The following is a 24,379-nucleotide window of genomic DNA, read 5'->3' as shown; positions in this document are numbered from 1 at the left end:
ATACTGACGATCATCATGCCCCACGCGCGTTCGCGAACCCGTTCGCCCAGCCAGACCCTGCTCAGGTCCATTCGCCTGGTCGCCACCGATGTGGATGGCGTATTGACGGATGCCGGCATGTACTACACGGAATCCGGCGACGAGCTGAAAAAGTTCAACACGCGCGACGGGATGGGGATCAAGCTGCTTCAGAAGGCGGGTTTGATTACCGCGATCGTGACGCAGGAGCGCACCAAGTTGATGGCGAGGCGGGCGGACAAGCTGGCGATACCGGAGCTCCATCAAGGGGTGATGGACAAACTCTCCTGTCTCCGCGAGATGGCCCACAAGTACGGATTGACGCTCAAGGAAGTCGCCTATATCGGCGACGACGTTAACGATCTGGAGGCCTTGCGGGCGGCGGGCTTTTCCGCGGCCCCGGCCGATGCGCTGCCGCCGATCCGGAAATCCGTGCAGTATGTCTGCCGAAAGAAAGGCGGGGAAGGGGCCGTGAGGGAGATCGCGGACCTCATCTTGGCGGCTCAGGCCGCCAAAGCCGTGAAGCGGTAGTCGTTCAACGTGAATCGGTCGGCGACTCAACGCCTGGAGAGTGGTTGCGATTCACGAATCACGGTTCACGTCGCACGAATCATGGGAGTGTTATGAGCGCACATCTCTATGCCGTCATCCTCGCCGGGGGAAGCGGAACCCGCTTCTGGCCGCTCAGCCGCCACCTCTATCCCAAGCAGTTGCTGCGCATCATGGGAGACGACACCTTGATCCAGCAGACCATGCGGCGGGTGCTCGGCTCCGTGGACCCCGGCCGCGTGTTGATCTCCACCAACCCGGCCCAGGCCGAATCGATCCGCGTCCAACTGGGCGAATGGAAGGATCGATTGGAGGGAAATTTTGTCATCGAGCCGGAAGGCCGCAACACGGCCCCGGCGATCGGCCTGGCCGCGCTCGAAGTCGTGCGACGGGATCCGGATGGGGTGATGGTGATTCTTCCCGCGGACCATGTCGTCAAAGGCGAAGCCAGATTCCAGGCGGCGGTGCGCCTTGGAGCTACGCTGGCCGAGGCCGGACACCTGGTCACGTTCGGGATCAAGCCGATCAGGCCGGAGACCGGCTACGGCTATATCCAGCCGAAACGCGCGCCTCGGCTGGGGAAGGAAGGCAAGCTCGCCGGCTATCCGGTCGCCCGGTTTGTGGAAAAACCAGACGCCAGAACAGCCGCCCGCTATCTCAAGGCCGGCACGTTCTATTGGAACAGCGGCATGTTCGTGTGGAAGGCGGCGACGATCCTTGAAGAGATCGACAAGCATCAGCCGGCCTTGGGGCGCGGGCTGGGCCGGATCAAGCAATTGTTGGATGCCGGGGCCTCCCGCAGCGATATTGATGGGCTCTATCGCGGGCTGCCGTCGGTCTCGATCGACACGGGCGTCATGGAGCGGTCGGCCCATGCCGCGATGATCCCGGTCGATTTCCAATGGTCCGACGTGGGCAACTGGAGCAGCATCGAGGAGGTGGCGCCGCAGGACCAGGCCGGCAATGTCATCAACGGCAAGGTCGTCGATCTGGACAGCCGCAACTCGATCATCTACGCCGATCGGCGGCTGGTTGCGACCATCGGCCTGTCCGACATGGTCGTGGTCGATACGCCGGATGCCACCTTGGTCTGTCCGAAAGAACGGTCCCAGGATGTGAAAAAGGTCGTCGAGATCTTGCGCAAGCAGAAGGCGCCCGAGCAGCTCGAACACCTCACGGTCTACCGGCCCTGGGGGTCCTACACGATTCTTGAGGAAGGATCCGGCTACAAGGTCAAGCGCGTGACGGTCAATCCGGGCGGGCGCCTGTCGCTTCAGATGCACCATCAGCGCAGCGAACATTGGGTGGTCATCGCCGGGACCGCCCGGGTGACGAGGGGGGAGGAGATCTTCGATTTGGTCGTCGGGCAAAGCACGGCGATTCCGACCCAGACGCGCCATCGGCTGGAAAATCCAGGGCGGGAGATCCTCCATATCATCGAGGTCCAAAATGGCCCCTATCTGGGCGAGGACGATATTGTCCGGTTCCAGGATGACTATGGCAGGAATGTTAAACGTTAAATGTGAATCGTTAAACGAGAGTTCACCGGGATCGTGGCAGAGAAGAATGATAACACACTCAAAGACAGACGAGGTCCGATTAAGACTTTTGAAGATCTCGACGCATGGAAAATCTGTCGCAAGCTCAGGTTCGAGATAGCCAATTTGGCACGTAGCTTTCCACGGCACGAAAGATTTCGCTTGTCCGATCAACTGATCCGAGCCGCCCGCTCAGCCACGGCTAACTTGGCGGAGGGATATGGCAGGTTTCATTATGCCGAGAACGTTCAATTTGCCCGTCAGGCAACAGGTTCGCTCTATGAGGTATTGGACCATTTGACTGTGGCACTCGATGAGGGATTGATCAAGGACGATCAATTTAAGTCCGTTCGAGAAGATGTGATTCGAGCTGTTTTGATTGTCAATGGGTACATCCGATATTTGGTCGAAGCGAAATCTCATTCCTGTGCTTCTTGACGGTTCACGATTCACTTTTAACGGATAGCGCCATCCATGGGACTTTTCCGCGAATATGACATCCGGGGCATCGTCGGGAGCGAACTGACCGACGATCATGCCGAACAGATCGGGCGGGCGTATGCCACGCTGACTCGTGGCAAGGGCCTCAAGACCGTCACGGTCGGGCGAGATGGTCGCCTCAGCTCGCCGGCCCTTCGCGAACGGTTGGTGAAGGGGCTGACGGAGGGGGGACTTGATGTCGTCGATCTCGGGGTCTGTCCCACCCCGCTGGTGTATTTCTCGCTGTTCCACCTGCCGGTGGACGGCGGGATCATGATTACCGGCAGCCACAACGCGGCCGACTATAACGGGTTCAAATTGTGCGTCGGCAAGGAGGCGCTGCACGGGAACGGCATCCAGGAACTGCAGCGGATCGTGGAGCGGGGCCAGTTTTCGTCGGGACAAGGCACCGTCACGAGCCGGCCGATCATCCCGGACTATCTGGCCTATCTCAAGCAAAGCTTCTCCCATGTCCAGGCCGGTCATCTGCGGGTCGTCGTCGATGCGGGCAACGGGGCCGCCTCGCTGGTGGCGGGAGAAGCTGTCGCGCAACTGGGCTGTCAGGTCACGGAATTGTACTGCGATCTGGATGGACGGTTTCCCAACCATCACCCGGACCCGACCGTGGTGGAGAATCTCAAAGATCTGATCCGAAAGGTCCGGGAAACCGGCGCCCACCTGGGAATCGGATACGACGGGGACGCGGATCGGATCGGCGCGGTCGATGAAAAGGGCAACATCCTGTGGGGAGACCGTTTGCTGGTGATCTATGCCAGAGATATCTTGGCCGCGCAGCCCGGCAGCACCATCATTTCCGAGGTCAAGGCTTCGCAGAGCCTCTACGACGATGTCGCGAAGCGAGGCGGGAAGGCCATCATGTGGAAGACCGGCCATTCGCTGATCAAGGCCAAGATGAAGGAAGAGCAGGCTGCGCTGGCCGGCGAGATGTCGGGCCACATGTTCTTCGCCGACCGTTACTTCGGGTACGACGACGCCGTCTACGCCTCCTGCCGGCTGATCGAGATCCTGGCCAAGGGCAGGAAGCCGCTGTCCTCGCTGGTCTCGGACCTCCCTCCCTCCTGCGTGACGCCGGAGATCCGGGTCGATTGCCCGGATTCGGTCAAGTTTCAACTCGTGCAACAGGTGCGATCCAAGCTCGTGGCCACGGCCCAGTCCCAACAGCCGTTGGATCACACGGGTTTGACGATTCGCAATGTGGTCACGATCGACGGAATTAGAGCGGTCTTCGACGACGGGTGGGGATTGATCCGCGCGTCGAACACGCAACCGGCCCTGGTTCTACGATTCGAAGCCAGTACAGACGCTAAGCTCCAGGCTATCCGCGCCGCCATCGAAGGAGAGGTGAATCAGGCGCGCCAGGCCCTGAGGTTGTAGAGGGGATGTGGGCGATGAGGGGACCCGTCTCTCCGCGATGGCCTCGTATTATCCTGGGGCCGGGACTGTGGCTCGTGCTCCTTCTGCTGTCGGTCGTTTTTCCTTCCACGTTTCGATCCGATTCGCTGGCGGCCCCTGATCGAGCCCTTCATCCCTTCACGGTGGGCGAACACCTGACCTATCGGTTGTCCTGGCTGGGTGTGACGGCCGGTACCGCTGCCCTTGGAGTGGAGGGTTCAGAGCCGATCCAGGAACGGCCCGTCATCAAGCTGGTGACGACCGCGCGATCGAGTCCCTGGATCACTCGCTTCTATCCGGTCGATAATCGGGTGGAATCCTGGGTGGACGCGGAACGCCTCGTGCCGCAACGGATGACGTTCCGCCGGCGGGAAGGGAAGCGGAAGAACGATTTCGAGTATCGGTTCCGTCACGAGGAGGGGAAGGTCTCGGTCGTCAAAGACGGTCAGCCGGTGGAATTGGATATTCCCGTCGACACCCAAGATGCCCTCTCGTGCCTGTATTTTGCCCGGTCTTTCGTGCCGCTGGTCCCAGGCCGGACGGTGTTCCTGAACGTCCATCACGATAAAAAGAACTATCAGCTCGAACTCCGGGTCGAGGGGATCGATCGCTTGGAAGGGCCTTGGGGCAAACGAGAGGCGGTGCGGGTGCTGGCCGTCATGCCGTTCCAGGGCATCTTTCTCAACGAGGGGAACGTGCGCGTGTGGTTTTCCAACGATGATCGGCGGGTGCCCTTGATGATGAAAGCCAAGGTGATCATTGGATCGGTGGTCGCCGAGTTGGTCGAGGGATTCGGCCCTGCGGACCTGTCGTAATGCCGCCTTGCAAATTGGACCAAATGGCGCCTCCCCCTATTCTCCGGCTAAGCTCCCAACCGTGATGGACACGGAATCGGTCTGGACGCATGAGCAGCAGGGGACCGCATGGCATCAGCCTTGCGAGGTGATTCACCCAATGGGTGATTCGCCAACCAAGGAGGAGGTTGATGCCTGAGAAGCCGTTTGCGAGTCCTCGGCTGCCGTTCGAGATTGACGACCGCATTGATCCCCGTCTGGTCACCGCGCATGCGGGCGTGCCCTTGGTGATCGAGCTGTTTCGCCGCGTCGGAGCGGCGCAGGTCGTCGATGAGCAGGTCCGGATCAAACAGCGGCAGCGCGGCGTGACGTCGGCGCAGTGGGTGGAGACGCTGATCGCGCTGTGGGCGGCGGGCGGGGACCGCTGCCAGGACCTCACGACCCTGCGCGCCGATGCCGCACTGGCCGCCCTGCTGGGCTATGAGCTGCCCGCGGCCACCACGATGCGCGACTTCTTGGAGGCGTGTCATGTCGAGGATCTCCCGTTGCTGCGTGCTGGCGAGCAGACGGCCGTGCCCGAGGAGTCGGCGCCCTTGGCGGGCGTGGGGGCCGCGAACCGGCGCATCCTCGCCGCGGTGCAGCAGCAGATGCCGCAGCGCACCGCCACGCTGGATGTGGATGCCACGATCCTGGAAGCCCACAAGCGCACGGCGACGGTGACGTACGAGGGCACGTCGGGCTATCAACCCGTCGTGGTCGTCTGGGCCGAGCAGGACCTGGTCGTCCACGACGAATTCCGGGATGGGAACGTGCCGGCGGGCTGCGGCAACGTGCGCATCCTGGAGCGGGCCGTGGCGGCGTTGCCAGCCGGCGTGGAGCAGCTCTTCGTCCGGGGCGACAGCGCCCTGTATGAACAGGAGGTGCTGGCGTGGTGCGAGGAGCCGGCGCGAGGGATCGGCTACGCAATCAGCGCGGACATGAGCCCGCCGTTGCGGGCCGAGATCGAGCGGCTGCCGGGGACCGCCTGGCAACCAGACCGCGACGAGCCGGATATGATCCGCGAGTGGGCCGAGGTGCCCTCTGTCCCCGATGATAAGGACTACCGGAAGGGTCGGCCTTGCGCGCGGCGCTACTTGGCGATTCGCGTGCGACACCGCCAAGGCGAGCTGTTCGCGGATGGCAGCACCGCGAAACACTTCGCGATCGTGACCAACCGGGAGGGCGACGGTCGCTCCCTGATCCGCTGGCATCGAGAGAAGGCCGGGACGGTGGAGCATGTGCATCATGTCCTCAAGAACGAGTTGGCGGCAGAGGCCCTGCCCAGTGGGAAGTTTGGCGCCAATGCCGCCTGGTTCCGGCTCAACGTGCTCACGTATAACCTGCTCAGCGCGTTGAAGCGCCTCGCGCTACCCGGAGATTTCTCCGACGCCCGGCCGAAGCGGCTGCGATTTCTGGTGTTCAATACGGTCGGCACAGTCATCCATCATGCCCGCCGCACGCTCTTGCGCCTCACAGCAGCGGTCCAACAGACCCTTTTGGCCTTGGCGCGAAGCAAAATCCTGGCGCTCAGCCCCGCTTAGCCGGAGAATAGGGCCTCCTCTCTTTCATTGCTCGTCCCATCCGAAGTCGCTATAATGAACCCCTTACGACGGATTTTGTTCAGCTATGAGTCGGTTTCCGGTCACCCTGACTCGGCATATTCTGGAGCAGCAGGCCGCCCATCCCGGGGCTAAGGGAGATTTCTCCCTGCTGATGGCCCACATCGGTCTGGTCGGCAAGATGATCACGAGCAGCCTGCGGCGCGCTGGGCTGATCAATATCCTCGGCCTCAGCGGCGAAACGAATGTGCAGGGCGAGGCGGTCAAGAAGCTTGACGTGCTCGCCAACGAGACCTTTATCAAGGTCTTTCAGACCAACGGCTTGGTCTGCGCCCTGGCTTCCGAAGAGGAAGAGAAGGCGCTGGTGCTGCCCGAGGCTTGGACGCAGGCCAAGTACATGCTGTTGTTCGATCCTTTGGACGGTTCGTCCAACACCGATGTGAACATGCCGCTCGGTACGATCTTCTCGATCCTCCGCCACCACGATCCGCGGCAATCTCCCCAAGAAACCGATCTGATCCGGCGCGGACGAGAGCAGGTGGCCGCCGGGTACCTGCTCTATGGGTCCAGCACGATGCTGGTCTATACCACCGGACAGGGGGTCCATGGGTTTACCTTAGACCCCCAAATCGGCGAGTATGTGCTGTCGCACGAATCGATCAAGATGCCATCCCGCGGATCCATCTATGCGGTGAATGAAGGGAATTATCACAAGTGGCCGGCCGGCATGCGGCGGTACATCGATCAATTGAAGGTCAAGGACAAGTCTAAGGGGCGGCCCTATACGGGGCGGTATTCCGGCTGTCTGGTTGCTGATGTGCACCGTGTGCTGCTTTCCGGCGGCATTTATTTGTATCCGGCCGAGGTCGAAAGGCCGGAAGGCAAGCTCCGGTTGCTGTACGAAGCCAGTCCGTTGGCGATGGTCGTGGAGCAGGCCGGCGGGCTCGCCAGCACCGGGACGGAGCGGATCCTGGACCTGGAGCCCTTGACCCTGCATCAGCGGGTGCCGCTGCTGATCGGAAGTCGGGAGGATGTACTGGAGGCCGAGGCAGCCGTCAAGGCGACGGCATAGGATGCTTTTCAACTGGAACATCGGGGCTTCTGCGGAGGGTGAACCATGACTAATCGTGTAGCGGACATACTGAGCTGGTACGAAAGCGACTCACCGGGCACCAAGGCCAATCTGGCCCGGATGCTGAACCATGGACGGTTGGCGGGAACCGGAAAGCTGGTCATTCTCCCGGTCGATCAGGGATTCGAGCACGGCCCAGCCAGAAGTTTTGCGCCAAACCCCCCGGGCTACAATCCGCATTACCATTTTGATCTGGCGATCGAGGCGGGATGCAATGCCTACGCGGCGCCGCTGGGCTTTCTGGAAGCCGGAGCCGGACAGTATGCCGGCCGGATTCCGTTGATCCTCAAACTGAACAATCATGATGTGCTGCATGAAGAGAAGGATCCGCTTCCAGCCGTGACCGGCAGCGTCAAGGATGCGCTCAGGTTGGGCTGTTCCGCCATCGGATTCACCATTTATCCCGGTTCCTCCCATTGCACGCACATGTATGAGCAGCTTCGGGCGCTGGGAGAAGAGGCCAAGGCCAGCGGCCTCGCCGTGGTCGTCTGGTCGTACCCGCGCGGCTCGGCCCTCAGCAAAGAGGGAGAGACGGCGATGGATGTGGTCGCCTATGCCGCGCAGATTGCCTGCCAACTTGGCGCGCACATCGTCAAGGTCAAGCTTCCGACCGCCCATTTGGAACAGGCCGCTGCTAAGAAGGTCTATGAGGGCGAGCAGATTCCGATCAAGACGCTCTCGGAACGGGTGCGACATGTCGTGCAGAGTTCGTTCAGCGGGCGGCGGATCGTCATTTTCTCAGGGGGGGCCAAGAGCGAAGACAAGAACGTCTTCGAGGAAGTTCGCGCCATCCGCGATGGAGGTGGGTTTGGTTCGATCATCGGCCGGAATTCGTTCCAGCGACCAAAGCCCGAAGCGCTCAAGTTCCTTGGCACGGTCATGGGTATCTACGCGGGAGAGATCCCGTAGGCCCCCTCGTCACACATGGTGCAGGGGCGACCGCGGCGTTCCGAGAATTGGTTCTAGGACGAAGCCAAGGGCTCGCGTCCGGGTTTGCCCTTTCCCCGCCGGTTCCCGACCTTCCGGACATGTTGCCATCCAGGTCCGCCTGTACCGGATCCGGGACACGCGCATCTCGTGGACGCAGAGCCAGGCGCGTTGCGCGATCGGTGTGTCGGCGGGAAGTCGTCCATTGGGTCGGAGAGCAGGAGGGGGCCGGAGGACGGGTTGGATCGATTCGGTATAGGGGTGATCGCGACGAATCGGGAGGAGGTGAACGTATGGTCACAAGAACCATCTTCGTCCTTCTCAGCGGGGTAGCTGGATTAGCCCTGTTTACTCGAGGGGGCGAGTATCAACCAGCGAGCTTACTGGGTGGGTTTGCCATCGGCGCCGTCACAGGATTGATCATCCTGCTGAGCGAGTACGTCTTACAGAAATTATCGTTTGGGATCATCTTGGGCGGAACGGCGGGATTGGGCGTCGGATTGCTGTTGACCGGTCTCACCGAATGGGTGGGCAGCGCGGTCTTCGACGTGCAGACCGTGCTCTTTCATGTCGGAGGGTTGGTCTTTCTTCTCGGATTTCCCTACCTCGGCATGGTGCTGGGCGCGCAGTTCGGAAAGGAACGGTTCGTGATTCGGCCGGACGGTCCCGTGTCCCATACGAACGGCTCCAAAATTCTCGACACCAGCGTAATCATCGACGGACGGGTGTCGGATCTGTGCGAAACCGGCTTCCTTGAAGGCCCCTTCATCGTGCCGCATTTCATCCTGCAGGAACTGCAACATATCGCCGATTCGTCCGACACGTTGAAGCGGGCGCGGGGCAGGCGGGGGCTGGATATCCTCAACAAGATCCAAAAGATGCCGGATTTGGAAGTACGGATCGTCGAAGACGACTTCCCCCACATTCGGGAGGTGGACGCCAAGATCGTCGCCCTGGCCAAAAAGGTCCGCGCCAAGGTCGTGACCAATGACCTCAACCTGAACAAGGTGGCCGAATTGCAGGGCGTGCGGGTGTTGAATATCAACGAGCTCTGCAATGCCCTGCGGCCGGTCGTGCTGCCCGGCGAGGCGATGCGGGTGTTCGTGCTCAAGGAAGGCAAGGAACCGGGCCAAGGCGTGGCCTATCTCGACGACGGTACGATGATCGTGGTCGACAATGCCCGGCGCTGGATCGGACGGAATGTGGATGTGGTCGTGACCAGCGTGCTGCAAACCACGGCGGGCCGCATGATCTTCACCCGGTTGAAGGACGAGAACGAGCGGGAGGAGCTGCAAGTCGCGCGTGGATAGGCGGAAGGTCGTCGCGCTGGTTCCGGCCGCCGGCCGCGGCCTGCGCATGGGCACCAAGACTCCGAAGCAGTTTCTGGGGCTCGGCGGGGTCCCCCTCCTGGTGCATTCCTTGCGGGTGTTCGAGGCGTCGAGGGTCATCACGGAAGTCATCCTGGCGGTGCCGGCCGAGGACCGGGACTATTGCCGGGACGAGATCGTCGCCCGCCACCGGTTCTCGAAGGTCCGGCGGATCGTGGCGGGCGGCAAGCAACGGCAGGACTCCGTGCGGCATGCGCTGGCTGAAGTCGAGCCGGATGCCGAACTCGTGCTGGTCCATGACGCCGTCCGTCCCTTCGTCACCGAGGACATGATCGCCCGCGTCACCGACGCCGCCGACCGGCACGGGGGCGCCATTATCGCCATTCCCTCCCGGGACACCCTCAAGCAAGTCGGACCCGACCATATCATCGAACGCACCGTCGATCGCGCGCCGCTCTGGCAGGCCCAAACCCCCCAGGCCTTTCGGCGGTCCGTGCTGCAGAAGGCGCACGACCATGCCGTGATCAAAGGGTATGTGGGGACGGACGAGGCGGATTTGGTCGAGCGGATCGGCGTGCCCGTCGTGGTCGTCGAAGGGAGCGGGGAAAACATCAAGATCACCAGACCGGAAGATCTCATCATCGGGGAGGCCATTCTGGCGGAGCGCACGAGACGTGACACGTGAATCGTCAAACGTCCCACGTGAATCCTTGGCGAAATGGCCGCCTCATGGTCCGTCTTGGTCTCAAACGCGGAACGAATAAGGACAACAATCAACGAGGCTAGCAATGAGGATCGGCATGGGCTATGACATCCATCCCTTGGGAGCGGGGAGAAAATTGATTTTGGGAGGCGTCGAGATCCCCCACGACAAAGGCCTTCTGGGCCACTCGGATGCCGACGCGCTGGTGCATGCAGTCTGCGACGCGCTCTTGGGCGCGATGGGGGAGGGTGATCTCGGCCGACACTTTCCCAGCTCCGATCCGAGGTACAAGGATATTTCCAGCCTGACACTGCTGAAGGAAGTGGCGGGTCTCTTGGCACGGCGGCAGTACCGACTGGTCAATATCGACAGCACGATCATCGCGCAGGCGCCTCGCCTCGGTCCCCATCTGTCGGCCATGGCCAAGACGATGGCCGAGGTGTTGGCTGTCGATCCGAGCTGCATCAACGTAAAGGTCAAGAGCGGCGAAGGCCTGGATGCGATCGGGCATGAGCAGGGGATTGCCGCGCAGGCGGCCTGTTTGATCGAGGGCCTGCCCGGCAAGTAAGATAGCGGCATCGTGCCGCTCGGAGGGGCGGCTGGCATGTTCAGGACCATCCGGCAAGATTTACAGGCGGTGTTCGATCGGGACCCGGCCGCCACCAGCAGGCTGGAAGTGCTCCTCACCTATGCGGGCTTCCATGCGCTCCTGGCCTATCGGCTGGCCCACTGGCTGCGAGGCAAGGGTGTCCCGTTCATCCCACGGGCGATCTCCCAGGTCGCTCGCTGGCTGACCGGCATTGAAATCCATCCCGGCGCCAAGATCGGCCAGGGGTTCTTCATAGACCACGGGATGGGGGTCGTGATCGGCGAAACGGCCGAGATCGGCGATTTCGTGACCCTGTTTCAAGGGGTCACGCTCGGGGGCACCGGCAAAGAGCGGGGCAAGCGCCATCCTACCATCGGCAACCATGTGGTGGTCGGGGCCGGAGCCAAGATCCTCGGCGCCATCCGGATCGGCGACAACGTGAAGATCGGAGCCAACTCCGTCGTGCTGAAGTCCGTGCCGCCCCATTCCACGGTCATCGGCGTGCCGGCCCGCATCATCAAGATGGAGGGCGAACGGGTGCCCGAAGCCACCATGGACCACACCAACATCCCCGATCCCGTCATCGACCGCTTCGAGGCGCTCGAACAGGAGCTGATCGAGTTGCGCAAGAAGCTGGAGAACCCGACCAACCCGCGGTCCTGATCAGACCTTTTTTAGTAGTCCACGCGGACCAGGTACAATCCGTGTGCCGGAGCGGTTTTGCCTGCCGCGGACCGATCGCGGGCCGCGAGGCTGTTCTGAAGGCTTGCCTCTGTCCGTTTCCCGAGCCCGACTTCCACCAACGTTCCGACCATGGCCCGAACCATTTGCTTGAGAAACCGGTCGGCGTAAGCTTCGATCCGGATCAGGTCCGATTCCGCTCGGATCGACAATTGCCGCAGGTGGCAGACGGGGTTCTGGTTGTCGGTCGGCGAGCCTTGAAAGGACGAAAAGTCCTGCCGGCCGATCAAACACTCCGCCGCCTTCCGCATCGCATCCTGGTCGAGTTGTTTTCTCACGTGCCAGGCCCGGTCGCGATCCAGCGCGGACCGATGGGGCCGGTTGAGAATGCGGTATTCGTAGAGTTTGCCGACGGCGGAGTACCGGGCATGAAACTCGTCCGGCACGAACTCTACGGAGCGGACGCAGATATCGTCGGGTAGGAGGCCATTCAAGGCTCGCGACCACTCCTCGGACGAGAGCTGTCGCTCTGTCCGAAAACTAGCCACTTGTCCCAGCGCGTGGACGCCTGAATCGGTGCGCCCGGCCCCCACGACTGCCAGGGTGGCCTGAGCCACTTGTCCGATCACCAGCTCCAGGGCCGCCTGAATGGTCGGTTGATCGGCCTGCCGTTGCCATCCGGCGTAATGCGTGCCGTCATATTCCAGCGTCAGTTTGATCGTCTGCATGGGCGGCTCTTGCGCGCATGACGTGGTGGGAAGACAGGCCTGCGTCGATTGAATGGCGGGCCATGGATCGGGGCCGCGCCCGCTATCGGGAGGTTGGCAGGACGGGATCGAGATAGGACTTGATGCCCTGGAAGAGGGCTTCTGCCACGTCGTCGATAAAGGAACTTTGGCGCATCAACTGTTCCTCCGACGCATTGGACATGAACGCGATCTCCGCCAGGATGCTCGGCATGGCGGTATAGCGCAGCACATAAAACGGCGCGGTCTTCACCCCGTGATCGACCGTTTGGTATTGCCCGTTGAGGTGCTTGACCATCGCCTCCTTGGTTTGCCAGGCCAGTTCCAGCGACTCCTCGATGCGTTTTGTCGTGAGGAGGTCGGCGACCAGATATTCCCACCCCACGCCGTTGCCGTTGATCGGAGTGCCGTTTTCCCGAGCCGCCACCTCCAGGGCCCGTTGATCCTTGGCCTCTCCAAAATGATAGATCTCGATGCCCTTGACCGAGGGTTGGGGGTGCGAGTTGACATGCACGGAAATAAAGAGGTCGGCCGCGTTCGCATTGGCAAATTTGGCCCGCTCTCCGAGTTCGATGAAGTCATCCCGGTCCCGCGTCATCAAGACCCTGGCGCCGAGCCTGGCTTTAATGAGGTCGCGCAGCCGGAGGCTCACTTTCAGCGTAATGGCCTTCTCTTCCAACCCGCGCCGGCTGATCGTGCCTGCATCTTTGCCGCCGTGGCCGGGATCGATCACGATCGTCCGGATTTGGTTGGCCGTCCGACGTGGAGTGGATGGAGCGGCGGGAGCGTCCGCAGCCTGCGGCGAAACAGCCGGAGACGAGACCGGCGGCGGCGTTTTGGCATGATCGGTCGATGCAGAGGGGGACGAATCTTTCGACGCCGGTGAGGCCACTTGAACCGGGGTGAAATCCAGCACGAACCGATTCGGCGTGCCGAGAACGAAGTAATTGAACCGGCTGACCGCCTTGCGATTCAGGGACAGTCGGAGGAGCGACGGCTGCTGCTGCAGCGTGATCCGCACGGTCTGGGGAATCATGGTCGCCTGGACAAGCTTCTCCGCCGCGGTCTTGGTCAGTTTGGTGTTGAGGAGGTCGATGATGAGCCGTCCGGAACTCTTCTCGCGGCTTTGCGTCACCCGAATCTTGCGATCCAGATCGAAGACGAGGCGAAACGACTCGTTCTCCTGGCTAACCCGCAAATCCTGGACAATCGCGGAAGTCGACGCATAGGTTGGCAGACGCTTGGCCGGGATGGTGTGATGGGAGGCCGGGCGGGTCTGGCGCGTGGCCGAATCCGATTCCGCAGAACAGGGGATGGCGGAGGCTCCGACCGCCAGCAGTCCGACGGCCAGCCAGGCTGAGACGTGAACCATAAAGCGTCGCATACAGTGACCGTTGATGGTCGAGAAAAGGGGAGTCTGGCGGTTGCTGCCTGTCATTTAGTCCCAGAAAACGAGGCTTGTCAAGGGAAAGCGGCTCGGGATGGGGCCTTCTGCCGCCGGTTTGACTCGCCTGTGCCCGTTCGATAGGCTCACCTCATCATGGCGCAACATGTGATCGTGGACGGGTACAATCTGCTCGGGTTTCTGTACGCGGGAGCCGCGAAGCCGGCATTTGCCGGCGACGCGGTCCGTGAGGAATTGGTAGGAGACCTGAGCGCCTATCACGCTCGGAAAGGCCATCCGCTCACGGTCGTCTTCGACGGATGGAAGGAGGGCATGCCGGTCGAGCGGCGGGAGTTCCGAAGCGGCGTGGAAATCGTCTACTCCCGCCGAGGCGAGCGAGCTGACCAGGTCATTCAGCGGCTGGCGATGCAGTACAGGCGGGACTGCGCCGTGGTCTCCTCCGATCGGGAAGTATCGGATTGCGCGAGGCAGGCCGGAGCCTTTGTCATGGGGGCGGCGGAGTTTGCCGCGAGGCTCCGGACCGGAAAGCCGACCCCGGCGTTTTCAGCTTGGCAAAAGGATGGCGATGGAGATCAAGACGATCGGCGGCGGCGCCCCAACGAGAAGAAGGGGAACCCGCGCAAGTTGCCTAAGGCGGTTCGGGTCAGACAAAGAAAGCTCAGGGGATTTTGAACAGGCGCCGGGCGTTGTCCGAGGTTAGGCGAGCCACGTCTTCTATCGACCGCTGGGCATCACTGGGTAGAAGCGACGCCAGTTGGTCGGCGACGTATCTCACGAAGGCCGGTTCATTGCGCTTGCCTCGATGGGGGACAGGGGTGAGATAGGGGCAATCGGTCTCGATGAGCAGACGATCGGCCGGCACGGTTTTGGCGATGTCGCGGAGCATCGTCGCGTTCTGAAAAGTCAGGATGCCGGAAAACGACAGGTAGAATCCAAGGTCCAAGGCGTCCTTCGCCAGCCAGGCGTCCCCCGAAAAACAGTGCAAGACTCCCCCGACGACTGAGGCCTGTTCCTCCCTGAGAATCCGAATCGTGTCTTCCTGGGCTTCTCTTGTGTGAATCACCAACGGAAGGCGGAGTTCCTTGGCCAGGTTCACCTGTTCACGGAACCGACGCCGCTGCTCCTCCAGCGGTGAGTTGTTGTAGTGATAGTCGAGCCCGATTTCTCCATAGGCCACAATCTTCTTGTTGCCGGCCAGCTTTCGGAACTCGTCATACCAGTGGTCCTCGATATGCTTGACCTCATGGGGGTGAACGCCCACGGATGCATAGACGAACTCATAACGGCCGGCCAGATCCAGGGCGGCCCGGCTGGTCTCCAGGTCGCAGCCGATCGTGATCATGGCCTCGACGCCGGCCTCGCGTGCCCGGGCGATCATCGCGTCCCGGTCGTCGTCGTATCGCTCGTCGTCCAGATGGGTGTGGGTGTCGATCAGCATGAGGGCCGCATCCTAGCACGCGCATAACGGCGGTGACGAGGGCGTTTCAGACCCGAGGGCTGCTTGACAGGTCTTTGTCTGAAATGTTAAATGCAAGTGAATTGCAATTAGATCTTTGTCGGCGATGGCGATCTCAATTCTTGACAGGCTCAAGTCCGGCGGCAAGAAACTCACGAAGCCGAGGAGGGCCATTCTGAACATTCTGGATCAGAGCACGCTTCCGATCACGGCGGCCGAGGTCCATGAACGGCTGATGAAAGCCCGGGCGCCGGTTGACCTCGTCACGGTCTATCGGAACCTGTCCATGCTGCAAGAGCTTGGCCTGGTCAGTCCGGTGGCCTCGCCTGATGGGCAGATGCGCTACGAAGTTCGGCATGGCCGAGCGCACCACCACCACATTCAATGCCGTGGCTGCGGGCGGATCGTCGATGTGATGTTGTGCCCGCTGAGAAAACTGACGGATCTCGTCGAACGGCAGACGAAGTTTGCCGTGGACGACCATGTCTTGGAGTTCTTCGGATGGTGCCCCCAATGTCGCTAGCGCGCCGCGCCGCTTCGGGAAGCCGGTTAGTCCTGGCGGCTTCCTACGTGCTCTTGGTACTGACCCTCCAGCCGTTGCTCCTGGATCACGTCTTCGCAACCGGCTCATCCCACACGCACTCCGATCAGGATGTCTGTGCCTGGTTGGACCATGCGGCCAGTGCCGGCGTCCATTCCTTGACCCCACCTGTCGCCCTTTGCCAGGAAGGCGCCTGCGCCATCAACGTGTCTGCCTCGTTTGTCCGGCCGGTTGATCGATCCCACGACCCAGTCCGCGGTCCGCCCCACCTTGACTAGATAAGCACACACGCAATCTCCGGCCTCTGCCGCGTTTGCGGCCTTTGTTCAGAAGGATCAGGCTGTTGCCTGCTTGCCGCATTCATGGCGCAGGCGTCCAGGGTCATCACCCGTTGGTCATGGCGGCAGCCGTCCTGATCTATTTCTGTGGACATTGCCGGCCTGGCACCAGGTCAGTATCCGAGCAGAACAGGGAGGAAGCTATGGGCACAGATGTCATGACGCCGGTTCCGGTGACGGTCTTAACCGGATTTTTGGGAGCGGGCAAGACGACCTTGCTCAATCGCATTCTAACCACCGAGCATGGCAAGCGCGTGGCGGTGATCGTCAATGAGTTCGGCGAGGTGGGCATCGACCATCAACTCGTGATCGGCGCCGATGAAGAGATTTTTGAGATGAACAACGGCTGCATCTGCTGCACGGTCCGGGGCGATTTGATCCGCATCATCGGGAACCTGCTCAAGCGCAAAGATCGGTTCGATTATCTGGTGATCGAAACGACGGGCTTGGCCGACCCGGCCCCGGTCGCGCAGACCTTCTTTGTCGATGACGACATGAAGCGGCGGTTGGCGTTGGACGGGATCGTGACCGTCGTGGATTCAAAACATATCCGGGGACATCTGGACCAGAGTCCGGAGGCCAAGGAGCAGATCGCCTTCGCCGACGTGATCCTCTTGAACAAGATCGACCTCGTGCCTCCGGCCGACGTGGACCGGTTGGAGGCACGCATCCGGGCAATCAACGCGGTGGCCACGATCCACCGGACCAAGGATGCCCAGATGGAGATCACCCGCCTCTTGAACATCGGGGCGTTTGACCTGAGCCGGAAGCTGGAGATCGATCCGAATTTCCTCGGCGAAGCGACGCATCAGCACGACCCCAGCGTGTTCTCCGTGGCCCTCGTCGAGGACGACCCGGTCGACGAGGACAGGATGAACGAGTGGTTCCGCGAGGTGCTGTCCACGATGGGGACGAAGATCTATCGCATGAAGGGCATTCTCAACGTCAAAGGCCGCAACCATCGCTTCGTTTTTCAGGGCGTGCATATGCTGTTCGACGGACGGCCTGACCGCCCTTGGAAGACCGGTGAACGGCGGCGTAACGAACTGGTCTTCATCGGCCGGGATCTGGATCGGGAACAACTCGCCAAGGGGTTCCGTTCATGCCTCGCCTGATCCGCTCGGCACCGAAGGTGCAGTTGAAGGCGCAGGGCATCCTTCGCCTTCAGGACTATGTTCACCGGGCGGCGTTTTCGCCGGATGGGCGCCACCTCGCGGCCTGTTCGGCCTCCGGGCAGGTTGTGGCTTGGCACATGCCGGGGCGGGCGCGCGCCTGCGGTTTCAAGGGGCACGACGGTCCGGCCTTGACGTTCGCGTGGGATCGCCGGAGCAGCCTGCTCGCCTCCGGTGGACAGGATGGAACGGTTCGGATCTGGGACGTGGCCACCGGAGCGGAACGGGCTGTGCTGCCGGTCGGCGCTCAAGGAAACTGGGTCGAACACCTGTCTTGGGACAGCAGGACGGATCGCCTCGCCGCCTCTGCAGGCAAGGCGGTCCAGGTCTGGTCGCAGGGGGAGGGCGGATGCTTCCTGCCCCAGACAGAGATTCCGAGCCATAAGACGACGGTGTCCGCGCTGGCCTGGATGCCGCAGGGAGACGGACTCGTTTCCGCCTGTTATGGAGGCGCCTGGCTGTGGCGGATTGGAGAGGAGCAGCCACTGCGCACGTTTCCCTATGCAGGCGCAGTGCTCTCGATCGCCGTCACGCCGGACGGGCAGTACCTCGCATCAGGAAACCTGGATGCGTCGGCGCACCTCTTCAAGATCGCCGACGACCGCAACTGGCACATGTCCGGCTATCCCGTGAAAGTCAGGGCGGTCGCGTTTGACCGCACCGGGTTGAACCTGTGGACGGTCTCCGGCCCTTCGCTGATCGCTTGGAACATGAAGCGGTTCGAAGGGAACAGCGGCCGCCTGTTCAAGGGGCATCTGGGCTGGATTCAAGATCTGGCTTGCCATCCGACGCTGCCGACCGTTGCGACGGTGGGGGAAGACGGGTTGTTGTGCCTGTGGGCGGCGGAAACGACCAAACCGCGTCTGTTGCAAGAGGTGAACAAGACCGGGGGCCTCTCCTGTGTCGCCTGGAGTCCGGACGGAACGTGGCTGGTCACCGGAACGATGGAGGGGACTCTCTCCCTTTTTCAGGTCGAGGGTCTGCCATGAGTCTCTTCAAGGACCGCCCACGTCTCGATCTGGATCATGCCGCCAGCATCAAGGCCTGGGTACGAGCCCGCTGGGGCTTGTCCGAAGACACGACGATTATGGTGACGGAATTGGATTGCCGCGAGCCCGGCTGTCCTCCCATCGAAACCATCATCGTCGTGCTCGAAGGGCCGGGGAGGACCAAACGATACAAGATTCATAAGGCTGCCGCCGAGGTCACTGGACAGGACGTTGAGGGACTCACAGATGAAAGTCACGCCGACCGGCACTGAGAGGCGGCGGCCGGAAGGAGGAAAGAATGACCAAAGCTATTGCCGACAAGGCTGGCCTCAAGGATTGTCCGGCCTTGATGGACCACCCGGTAGCTCGGGCATTGGTGCGAGACGCCCATCACCGCATGTACAGGTGGCCGGCTGGATTTGCCGGTTATCGAGCCGACCTGACCCTCAATGACGAGGGCCGGATTCTGAAAGGAGCGGTCCAGTTGATCCCGCGGAAAGACACGACGGTTGAGCTCCCGGGCGCCGATCCCGCCAACCAGGAATGGGTCCGGGAGCGCCTCTGGACGCAAGGCATGCATCTGGCCCATACGACCTTCGAGGAGGGCGATGGACGCTATGTCCTGTCGTTCGATCCGGAAGAAGATCCGGCTGGTCTCCATCCTCGCGGTCGACGGGTCCTGTTGACCGGAGGCCGGCTCGATTCCTGGTATCGCATCAAGCATTGTCAGTATACGCAGATCGGGCGGATCACCCCCATGACCGAACGCCGTGTGAACACGATCGAACGATACGGTCAGGCTCCGGACGGCAGGCAATACTCAAGCCATTACGTGATGACCTATTTCACGCTGGATGGGGCGTCGGTCGTCGGGATGGAAAGCTACGTGAATGAATACAAGGATGTGCAAGGAGTCTGGTTGCCGCTGTGCCGACGCGTGTCGTTCGGCGAACGGGGATTGGTGAGGACGCGCGTGATCGAGCTCTCAAACCATGAGGTGCTGGCATGAATGCCGAGGAGAACCGGCCGGACGAGCCGTTGCGCGAGCTGGGCATCGCGCCGATAGAACATTCGGCGATGGAGGATGCCGAACCGGATTGCCCTCGCTCGGCGTCCATCGTGCCTTTGTTGGTGCTCTATCAGCAGGCGTGGAACTTGGCGCAGCAAGGCGAGGTCTCGCTTGAACAGCTCGAACATGCGGCGGAAGCTTCCGCCTTGGCCCGGGCCGTGAGCTGTCTGCTTGCAGAGGTTGGAGATCCGGTCGAGCAGACCCGTTGGGCGGTCCGAAGCTCCGAAGCCGGGCATCTGATGGCCGTGATTCGAGACGCATTGACGCAATCGGAAGGGACAGGCCCATGACCGGCGTTCACGCAGGGGGGACGGCGGTGGGGGTGGCCGTCCTCACGGTGTCCGATACCCGCACCCGGGAGACGGATACCAGTGGAGCCGCGATTGTCGATCGATTGCTGCAGGCGGGGCATCGCGTGGTCGATCGTAAACTCTGCCGAGACGAGTACCAGCAGATTCGGCGGATCATCTCCGACTGGGTGGGCGACCCGGCCGTGGAGTTCGTGATCGTCACGGGCGGGACCGGTCTCACGCAACGGGACGTGACCCCGGACGCCGTCCGGTCGCTGTTCACGAGGCCGATTCCCGGTTTCGGCGAGCTGTTCCGTTGGTTGAGCTACGGCGAGATCGGCTCGTCCACGATTCAATCCAGGGCCGATGCCGGGGTATGCGGCGATACGGTCGTATTCCTTCTGCCCGGCAGCACCGGCGCCTGCCGGCTTGGGATGGACAAGATCATCCTGCCGCAGCTCGATCTCAACCATCGGCCCTGCAACCTCGCTGAACTCCTGCCGCGGATTAAGCAGGAGCACCCGCCTCGCCGAGATGAGGGAGGGGGAGGCGGGTCCGTGAGCGAGGAGATGAAACGGCCATGAGTGGGTGGGGTCTTACGCATGGCGGCGCGATGCAAGGTCCGCCACAGTGAGTCTGCCCGGCGAATCGACTTGGTGGTTTGTGTTCTGGATGGGCCTGCTGGGCAGCCTCGGAGCCCTGTTGCCCGCCTGTCTGGTTCTCTTCATCCCGGACGGCTGGCGCCATCGGGTCATGCCCTATCTCCTGAGCTATGCGACCGGGACGATGTTGGCCACCGCGATGATCGGGCTCATCCCCGAAGCGCTGGAACGAGCCCCGGTTCACGAAGTCGGGATCGCCATGCTGGCCGGTCTGGTCCTGTTTTTCGTCCTCGAATGGACGGTGATCTGGCGGCATGCGCACCATGATGAATCGGGCTGCCCCCACGGGCATGGAGGTGATCATGGCATGGAGAACAAGGCCGGCATGCTCGTGTTGATCGGGGATGCGGTCCACAACTGCGCCGACGGGATTGCCATTGGCACGGCCTGCGTGGCCTCGCCGGCGCTTGGATTGGTGACGACCCTGGCCGTGCTAGGGCACGAAGTGCCGCAGGAACTCAGCGACTTCACTATCCTGCTGTCGAGCGGATTCTCTCGCGGCCAGGCGTTGTTCTGGAACACCCTGTCCGGTCTCGGAACGTTGGTCGGTGTTGTGGCGTCCTTCGGGGGATTGGCCTTCGCAGAGTCGATTGTGCCCTATGCGTTGAGCGTCGCAGCGGCCAGCTTTCTCTATATCGGATTGGCCGATCTGGTGCCTGGACTGCACGGACGAATGGGGGCTGCCAAGGGGGTCTGGCAGTTTGCCATGATGATCGCCGGTATGGTGACCATCGGCGCCCTCACCATGTTGCCTCACTAGGATGCGCGATGACGCCAAGGGATGAGTCTGTAGGACGGAGCGCACGGTTGGGAGAGGAGCGGATATCCCTCTTGGGACGGATGCCGCGCCCCGGCGATCGGCTTGTGGCCGACTTCGTGATCCCGCCCGCCCGCCTTGCACAGGAGCCCTTGACGGCCTCATGTCTTCGACAAGGCCTCGTCGTCGTGTCAACACTCCCCAATATTCAGAAGCAGGCTTGCATCGCACAGATCGTTGATCTGGAAGAACAGGTGCATGAACAGCGGCCGGCGCTCCGGATCATGCACGTCTCGGCCGATCCAGCGGAGTATTGGCACGAAGTCGATCAGTTCCATCCAAGCATCCGTGCGGCGGGGTATTCGCTCGATCGTGCGGATCCGATCAGTCGGGAGGCATTTGTGCAGGCCTTTGGCGTGGGGGTGGCGTCTCAGCGGCGAATCGCCCACGGTCTGTTCGGGTTGCAGGAAGGCGTCTTTCTAGCGGCGGAGATTCCAGACGATCAGATGCGGCCGGTCGGAGTGCAGGACTTTCTCACGGTGTTCATGCAGCGAATTGGGGCGTCTCCGTCCGGGACGCCCCGTCACGATCCTGAGCGGTAAGTGCTACGCGAGTCGAACGGCGCCATGGTCGTCGCAATGCGCACCATGTGCAAAATGCAGGTGACCGTTGACGAGATAATCGACATGGTCTCCGTGCGGCACTGCCTCATGGCCGCAGCCGGACCCGTGACGATGTCCGGCTTCATGGCCGCGACAGGCGTGGGTCGGCGTGCAGTCGGCGGGGTTTTCCGGCCCGACGGACAGCACGTGCTCGTCCACATGGTCTTCGTGCAGGTGGTGCAGATGACCATCGTGCAGGTAATCCTGATGGTCATCATGGTGGATGGCGCGGTGGCCGCAATTGGGTCCGTGCCGGTGCGTATGGGCGTCATGCACGTGATGAGTCGCCATGCAAGCCTCCGGGGTGAAAGGTCAAAAACATGAAAAAATTGTAGGGCGGTCGAGGGCTGGGAATCAATTACAAATCATCGGCCGGCGTGGCAGGATGCGTTGGCACGAAGACGGAAGGCAGCGTTCGATGCGGCCAACGGCGGTTTGCGGGCGGCTGATGGATGGCCGATCACCACATTGTCAAGGCAACCAGCTACACTGGGCGGACGGCCGGGCTGGCTGCCAGATCATGCAGCAGCGCTTCGGTATCGCTCCAGGAGAGGCAGGGATCGGTGATCGACATCCCATACGTCAGCGGCTTGTTGGGTTCCCAAGTCTGGCGGCCAGGCTGAAGATGACTTTCCAACATGAGGCCCATGATGGACCGCCGGCCCTGCTCGAACTGTGCGACGACCTCACGGGCCACTTCGACCTGGCGTTGATGGTTCTTGCCGGAATTGTCGTGGGAGCAATCGACCATGATCGGCCGGGCCAGTCCCTCCCCGGCGACGGCCGCCTCGGCGCGCGCGATGTCCTCGGCGCTGTAATTCGTCCGGCCGCCCCCTCCGCGGAGGACGATATGACGGTCGGGATTGCCGGTGGTCTTGATGATGGACGTGGCGCCGTCGGCGTTGATGCCGACAAAATGATGCGGTGTGCGGGCCGCCACCATCGCGTTAATCGCCACCTGGAAGCTGCCTTCCGTCCCGTTCTTGAAACCGATGGGCATGGACAAGCCGCTCGCCATCTCGCGGTGGGTCTGGCTTTCCGTGGTCCTGGCGCCGATGGCGGCCCAACTCACCAGGTCGGCAATGTATTGCGGCACGACTGGGTCGAGCAGTTCGCTGGCGCAGGGCATGCCGCGGTGGTTGATGTTCAGCAAAATCGTCCGCGCCAGCTCGATGCCCAGCGCGATGTCGCAGGTGCCGTCGAGGTGCGGATCGTTGATGAGGCCTTTCCATCCGACCGTGGTGCGGGGTTTCTCGAAGTAGGTGCGCATGACGATGAGGACCCGCTCGCGCAGGGCGTCGGCGACAGTCTTCAGCCGGTCGGCGTATTCGTAGGCCGCGTCCGGATCATGGATGGAGCAGGGGCCGACGATGACAAGCAGCCGCTCCCGGTCGATGCCGTGCAGGATGTTCCTGATGGCCTGGCGGGTTTCATATACCAGCGACGAGGCCTGCTCGGTCAACGGCAGCTTGGTTTTGACTTGCCTCGGCGAGGGAAGGGGTTTGATTTCGATGACGTGCTGGTTATCAACCGGCCTGAACATGGCTCACAGTCCTTTCTCGTTCATGAAGGCACCCGTGCAACGTGCCGAACCAGGCGCAGAAGAACAAAGATAGCGTCATGACTCTACGGGCGCCGGACATTCGGTGTATGGTGTATGATGCGGCGCCCGTATATGAAGGCCGAGACCCTCAATGAACGGGTTAGGATAGCGAAACTTTTCAAAGAAGTCCAACAACGGTGGGCCTTTGACTTCCTCTAACCCTGTGCACGGCGATCCTTGTCGTTCATGCCGATCTATGAATACATAACGGAAGAATGCCGGCTGGCCCCCCCTTGCGCCGGGCGCCGGGCGTTTTTGCAGGGGATCAACGACGCCCCCAAACAGGCCTGCCCCGAATGCGGCGCGCCGCTGAAGCGGGTGCTTTCTTCATTCGCGACGGGTGGCGAGCGTCGTGACCAACGGGCGGAGGGCGGCGGGACCCAGCGGTCAAGCCAGCCGGGACCCACAAGCCCGGCAGGCTCGGCTACCTCGAAGGGAGAGGCGGCTCCTCCCCCGACCATGAAGAATATCTTCGGCGGCGGACTCGGCATCTCCGGATGCGGACATTGACAGACCCATGGCGACTAGGTTACGGTCCGGCCCCTCGATGATTCCCTCGATCACGTCTCGTCCCCGTCCCTTGGGTCGTCTGGCTGCGGGCGTCACCGCGCATGCCCTCATTCTGCTGCTGCTGGCGATCATGCCCTTTGCAGCGGCGCTGGGCGTGCACCATGAGCTGGCCGCGGCAGATCACGATGGGCATGAACATTCCGATTCGGACCTCTGCCAGTGGGTTCAGCACCATACTGGACAATCGGTCCTCGCTGTCGTCTCCCCCGTTCAACGGTTTCTGGTTCCGTGCGAGGCAGTCGTCTCTTCCATCGCCGTCCATGTCGAGTCGGCGCTAATTGTCACCGCTTCTCCCAGAGCTCCTCCGGTCCTCTGATTCCCGTCAACACAACCCAGTCCATGCTGTCGAATTCAGGCCGGATCGCGTCG

General features: G+C 61.9%; 30 protein-coding genes. 25 read left to right on the top strand and 5 right to left on the bottom strand.

What is annotated here, in order from left to right; genetic code table 11:
- The first annotated feature begins 15 nt into the window (after positions 1 to 15).
- The 12 genes from QWI75_RS14905 (at position 16) to cysE (ending at position 11,732) form a co-directional block, all read left to right on the top strand.
- Complete coding sequence (locus QWI75_RS14905) at positions 16 to 549, top strand: KdsC family phosphatase (protein WP_289269376.1); 534 nt, start codon at positions 16 to 18, stop codon at positions 547 to 549.
- Between the two features lie 92 nt (positions 550 to 641).
- Positions 642 to 2,087, top strand: a complete 1,446-nt coding sequence (locus QWI75_RS14900) for a mannose-1-phosphate guanylyltransferase/mannose-6-phosphate isomerase (protein ID WP_289269375.1) — start codon at positions 642 to 644, stop codon at positions 2,085 to 2,087.
- Positions 2,088 to 2,120: 33 nt separating this feature from the next.
- Positions 2,121 to 2,543 (top strand): four helix bundle protein, encoded by a 423-nt coding sequence (locus QWI75_RS14895; protein WP_289269374.1) that lies wholly within the window; start codon positions 2,121 to 2,123, stop codon positions 2,541 to 2,543.
- Positions 2,544 to 2,579: 36 nt separating this feature from the next.
- Complete coding sequence (locus tag QWI75_RS14890; RefSeq protein WP_289269373.1) at positions 2,580 to 3,980, top strand: phosphomannomutase/phosphoglucomutase; 1,401 nt, start codon at positions 2,580 to 2,582, stop codon at positions 3,978 to 3,980.
- A gap of 14 nt (positions 3,981 to 3,994) precedes the next feature.
- Entirely contained in the window at positions 3,995 to 4,813 is an 819-nt protein-coding gene (locus tag QWI75_RS14885; protein ID WP_289269372.1) for a DUF3108 domain-containing protein, read from the top strand.
- Positions 4,814 to 4,983: 170 nt separating this feature from the next.
- Entirely contained in the window at positions 4,984 to 6,372 is a 1,389-nt protein-coding gene (locus QWI75_RS14880; protein WP_289269371.1) for an IS1380 family transposase, read from the top strand.
- An 85-nt stretch (positions 6,373 to 6,457) separates the two neighbouring features.
- Complete coding sequence (gene fbp / locus QWI75_RS14875; RefSeq protein WP_289269370.1) at positions 6,458 to 7,462, top strand: class 1 fructose-bisphosphatase; 1,005 nt, start codon at positions 6,458 to 6,460, stop codon at positions 7,460 to 7,462.
- A 45-nt stretch (positions 7,463 to 7,507) separates the two neighbouring features.
- Positions 7,508 to 8,431 carry a class I fructose-bisphosphate aldolase gene (locus tag QWI75_RS14870; RefSeq protein WP_289269369.1) on the top strand — a complete coding sequence of 308 codons (924 nt, stop codon included), beginning with the start codon at positions 7,508 to 7,510 and terminating at the stop codon, positions 8,429 to 8,431.
- Positions 8,432 to 8,742: 311 nt separating this feature from the next.
- Entirely contained in the window at positions 8,743 to 9,759 is a 1,017-nt protein-coding gene (locus tag QWI75_RS14865) for a PIN/TRAM domain-containing protein (RefSeq protein WP_289269368.1), read from the top strand.
- The gene (gene ispD / locus QWI75_RS14860; RefSeq protein WP_289269367.1) at positions 9,752 to 10,462 is read left to right on the top strand and encodes a 2-C-methyl-D-erythritol 4-phosphate cytidylyltransferase; all 711 of its coding nucleotides are present in this window, start codon (positions 9,752 to 9,754) and stop codon (positions 10,460 to 10,462) included. The genes QWI75_RS14865 and ispD overlap by 8 nt, the downstream gene beginning before the upstream one ends.
- A 103-nt stretch (positions 10,463 to 10,565) precedes the next feature.
- The gene (gene ispF / locus QWI75_RS14855) at positions 10,566 to 11,048 is read left to right on the top strand and encodes a 2-C-methyl-D-erythritol 2,4-cyclodiphosphate synthase (protein WP_289269366.1); all 483 of its coding nucleotides are present in this window, start codon (positions 10,566 to 10,568) and stop codon (positions 11,046 to 11,048) included.
- Positions 11,049 to 11,084: 36 nt separating this feature from the next.
- A complete protein-coding gene (cysE, locus tag QWI75_RS14850; RefSeq protein WP_289269365.1) occupies positions 11,085 to 11,732 on the top strand; it encodes a serine O-acetyltransferase in 648 nt (215 codons plus the stop codon).
- Between the two features lie 11 nt (positions 11,733 to 11,743).
- Here cysE and truA read toward each other — a convergent pair whose 3' ends face one another.
- The gene (gene truA / locus QWI75_RS14845; RefSeq protein WP_289269364.1) at positions 11,744 to 12,478 is read right to left on the bottom strand and encodes a tRNA pseudouridine(38-40) synthase TruA; all 735 of its coding nucleotides are present in this window, start codon (positions 12,476 to 12,478) and stop codon (positions 11,744 to 11,746) included.
- 82 nt (positions 12,479 to 12,560) lie between these two features.
- Positions 12,561 to 13,880 carry an N-acetylmuramoyl-L-alanine amidase gene (locus tag QWI75_RS14840; RefSeq protein WP_289269363.1) on the bottom strand — a complete coding sequence of 440 codons (1,320 nt, stop codon included), beginning with the start codon at positions 13,878 to 13,880 and terminating at the stop codon, positions 12,561 to 12,563.
- Between the two features lie 156 nt (positions 13,881 to 14,036).
- On the opposite strand from QWI75_RS14840, the gene QWI75_RS14835 reads away from it, so the two are divergent.
- Positions 14,037 to 14,573 carry an NYN domain-containing protein gene (locus QWI75_RS14835; protein ID WP_289269362.1) on the top strand — a complete coding sequence of 179 codons (537 nt, stop codon included), beginning with the start codon at positions 14,037 to 14,039 and terminating at the stop codon, positions 14,571 to 14,573.
- On the opposite strand, the gene QWI75_RS14830 is transcribed toward QWI75_RS14835, so the two are convergent.
- Positions 14,560 to 15,339, bottom strand: coding sequence for a TatD family hydrolase (locus tag QWI75_RS14830; protein WP_289269361.1), 780 nt, complete (start codon positions 15,337 to 15,339; stop codon positions 14,560 to 14,562). The two genes, QWI75_RS14835 and QWI75_RS14830, sit on opposite strands and share 14 nt — an antisense overlap.
- Positions 15,340 to 15,463: 124 nt before the next feature.
- On the opposite strand from QWI75_RS14830, the gene QWI75_RS14825 reads away from it, so the two are divergent.
- From QWI75_RS14825 to QWI75_RS14780, 10 genes are all read left to right on the top strand, one after another.
- Positions 15,464 to 15,880, top strand: coding sequence for a Fur family transcriptional regulator (locus tag QWI75_RS14825; RefSeq protein WP_289269360.1), 417 nt, complete (start codon positions 15,464 to 15,466; stop codon positions 15,878 to 15,880).
- A complete protein-coding gene (locus tag QWI75_RS14820; RefSeq protein ID WP_289269359.1) occupies positions 15,871 to 16,176 on the top strand; it encodes a hypothetical protein in 306 nt (101 codons plus the stop codon). Before QWI75_RS14825 ends, QWI75_RS14820 begins: the two co-directional genes overlap by 10 nt.
- Before the next feature lie 203 nt (positions 16,177 to 16,379).
- Positions 16,380 to 17,351: a CobW family GTP-binding protein gene (locus QWI75_RS14815; RefSeq protein ID WP_289269358.1), complete on the top strand. Its 972-nt coding sequence runs from the start codon at positions 16,380 to 16,382 to the stop codon at positions 17,349 to 17,351.
- Entirely contained in the window at positions 17,339 to 18,397 is a 1,059-nt protein-coding gene (locus tag QWI75_RS14810) for a WD40 repeat domain-containing protein (RefSeq protein ID WP_289269357.1), read from the top strand. Before QWI75_RS14815 ends, QWI75_RS14810 begins: the two co-directional genes overlap by 13 nt.
- Entirely contained in the window at positions 18,394 to 18,669 is a 276-nt protein-coding gene (locus QWI75_RS14805; protein WP_289269356.1) for a hypothetical protein, read from the top strand. Before QWI75_RS14810 ends, QWI75_RS14805 begins: the two co-directional genes overlap by 4 nt.
- Before the next feature lie 26 nt (positions 18,670 to 18,695).
- Positions 18,696 to 19,406 carry a DUF3386 family protein gene (locus QWI75_RS14800; RefSeq protein ID WP_289269355.1) on the top strand — a complete coding sequence of 237 codons (711 nt, stop codon included), beginning with the start codon at positions 18,696 to 18,698 and terminating at the stop codon, positions 19,404 to 19,406.
- Complete coding sequence (locus QWI75_RS14795; protein ID WP_289269354.1) at positions 19,403 to 19,756, top strand: hypothetical protein; 354 nt, start codon at positions 19,403 to 19,405, stop codon at positions 19,754 to 19,756. The genes QWI75_RS14800 and QWI75_RS14795 overlap by 4 nt, the downstream gene beginning before the upstream one ends.
- A complete protein-coding gene (gene moaB / locus QWI75_RS14790) occupies positions 19,753 to 20,340 on the top strand; it encodes a molybdenum cofactor biosynthesis protein B (protein ID WP_289269353.1) in 588 nt (195 codons plus the stop codon). The genes QWI75_RS14795 and moaB overlap by 4 nt, the downstream gene beginning before the upstream one ends.
- Before the next feature lie 46 nt (positions 20,341 to 20,386).
- Complete coding sequence (locus QWI75_RS14785; protein ID WP_289269352.1) at positions 20,387 to 21,178, top strand: ZIP family metal transporter; 792 nt, start codon at positions 20,387 to 20,389, stop codon at positions 21,176 to 21,178.
- 8 nt (positions 21,179 to 21,186) lie between these two features.
- Complete coding sequence (locus QWI75_RS14780; RefSeq protein WP_289269351.1) at positions 21,187 to 21,777, top strand: hypothetical protein; 591 nt, start codon at positions 21,187 to 21,189, stop codon at positions 21,775 to 21,777.
- A 3-nt stretch (positions 21,778 to 21,780) separates the two neighbouring features.
- On the opposite strand, the gene QWI75_RS14775 is transcribed toward QWI75_RS14780, so the two are convergent.
- Positions 21,781 to 22,128, bottom strand: coding sequence for a hypothetical protein (locus QWI75_RS14775; RefSeq protein WP_289269350.1), 348 nt, complete (start codon positions 22,126 to 22,128; stop codon positions 21,781 to 21,783).
- A 193-nt stretch (positions 22,129 to 22,321) separates the two neighbouring features.
- Positions 22,322 to 23,380 (bottom strand): 3-deoxy-7-phosphoheptulonate synthase, encoded by a 1,059-nt coding sequence (locus tag QWI75_RS14770; protein WP_289269349.1) that lies wholly within the window; start codon positions 23,378 to 23,380, stop codon positions 22,322 to 22,324.
- Between the two features lie 246 nt (positions 23,381 to 23,626).
- Between QWI75_RS14770 and QWI75_RS14765 the strand changes: the two genes are divergently transcribed.
- Positions 23,627 to 23,950 (top strand): FmdB family zinc ribbon protein, encoded by a 324-nt coding sequence (locus QWI75_RS14765; RefSeq protein ID WP_289269348.1) that lies wholly within the window; start codon positions 23,627 to 23,629, stop codon positions 23,948 to 23,950.
- 7 nt (positions 23,951 to 23,957) lie between these two features.
- Positions 23,958 to 24,326 carry a hypothetical protein gene (locus QWI75_RS14760; RefSeq protein WP_289269347.1) on the top strand — a complete coding sequence of 123 codons (369 nt, stop codon included), beginning with the start codon at positions 23,958 to 23,960 and terminating at the stop codon, positions 24,324 to 24,326.
- Positions 24,327 to 24,379 lie beyond the last annotated feature (53 nt).

Source organism: Nitrospira tepida, assembly GCF_947241125.1.
Lineage (GTDB): Bacteria > Nitrospirota > Nitrospiria > Nitrospirales > Nitrospiraceae > Nitrospira_G > Nitrospira_G tepida.
The sequence above is the reverse complement of the archived record's forward strand: the minus strand, read 5'-3'. Positions and strand labels throughout refer to the sequence as shown.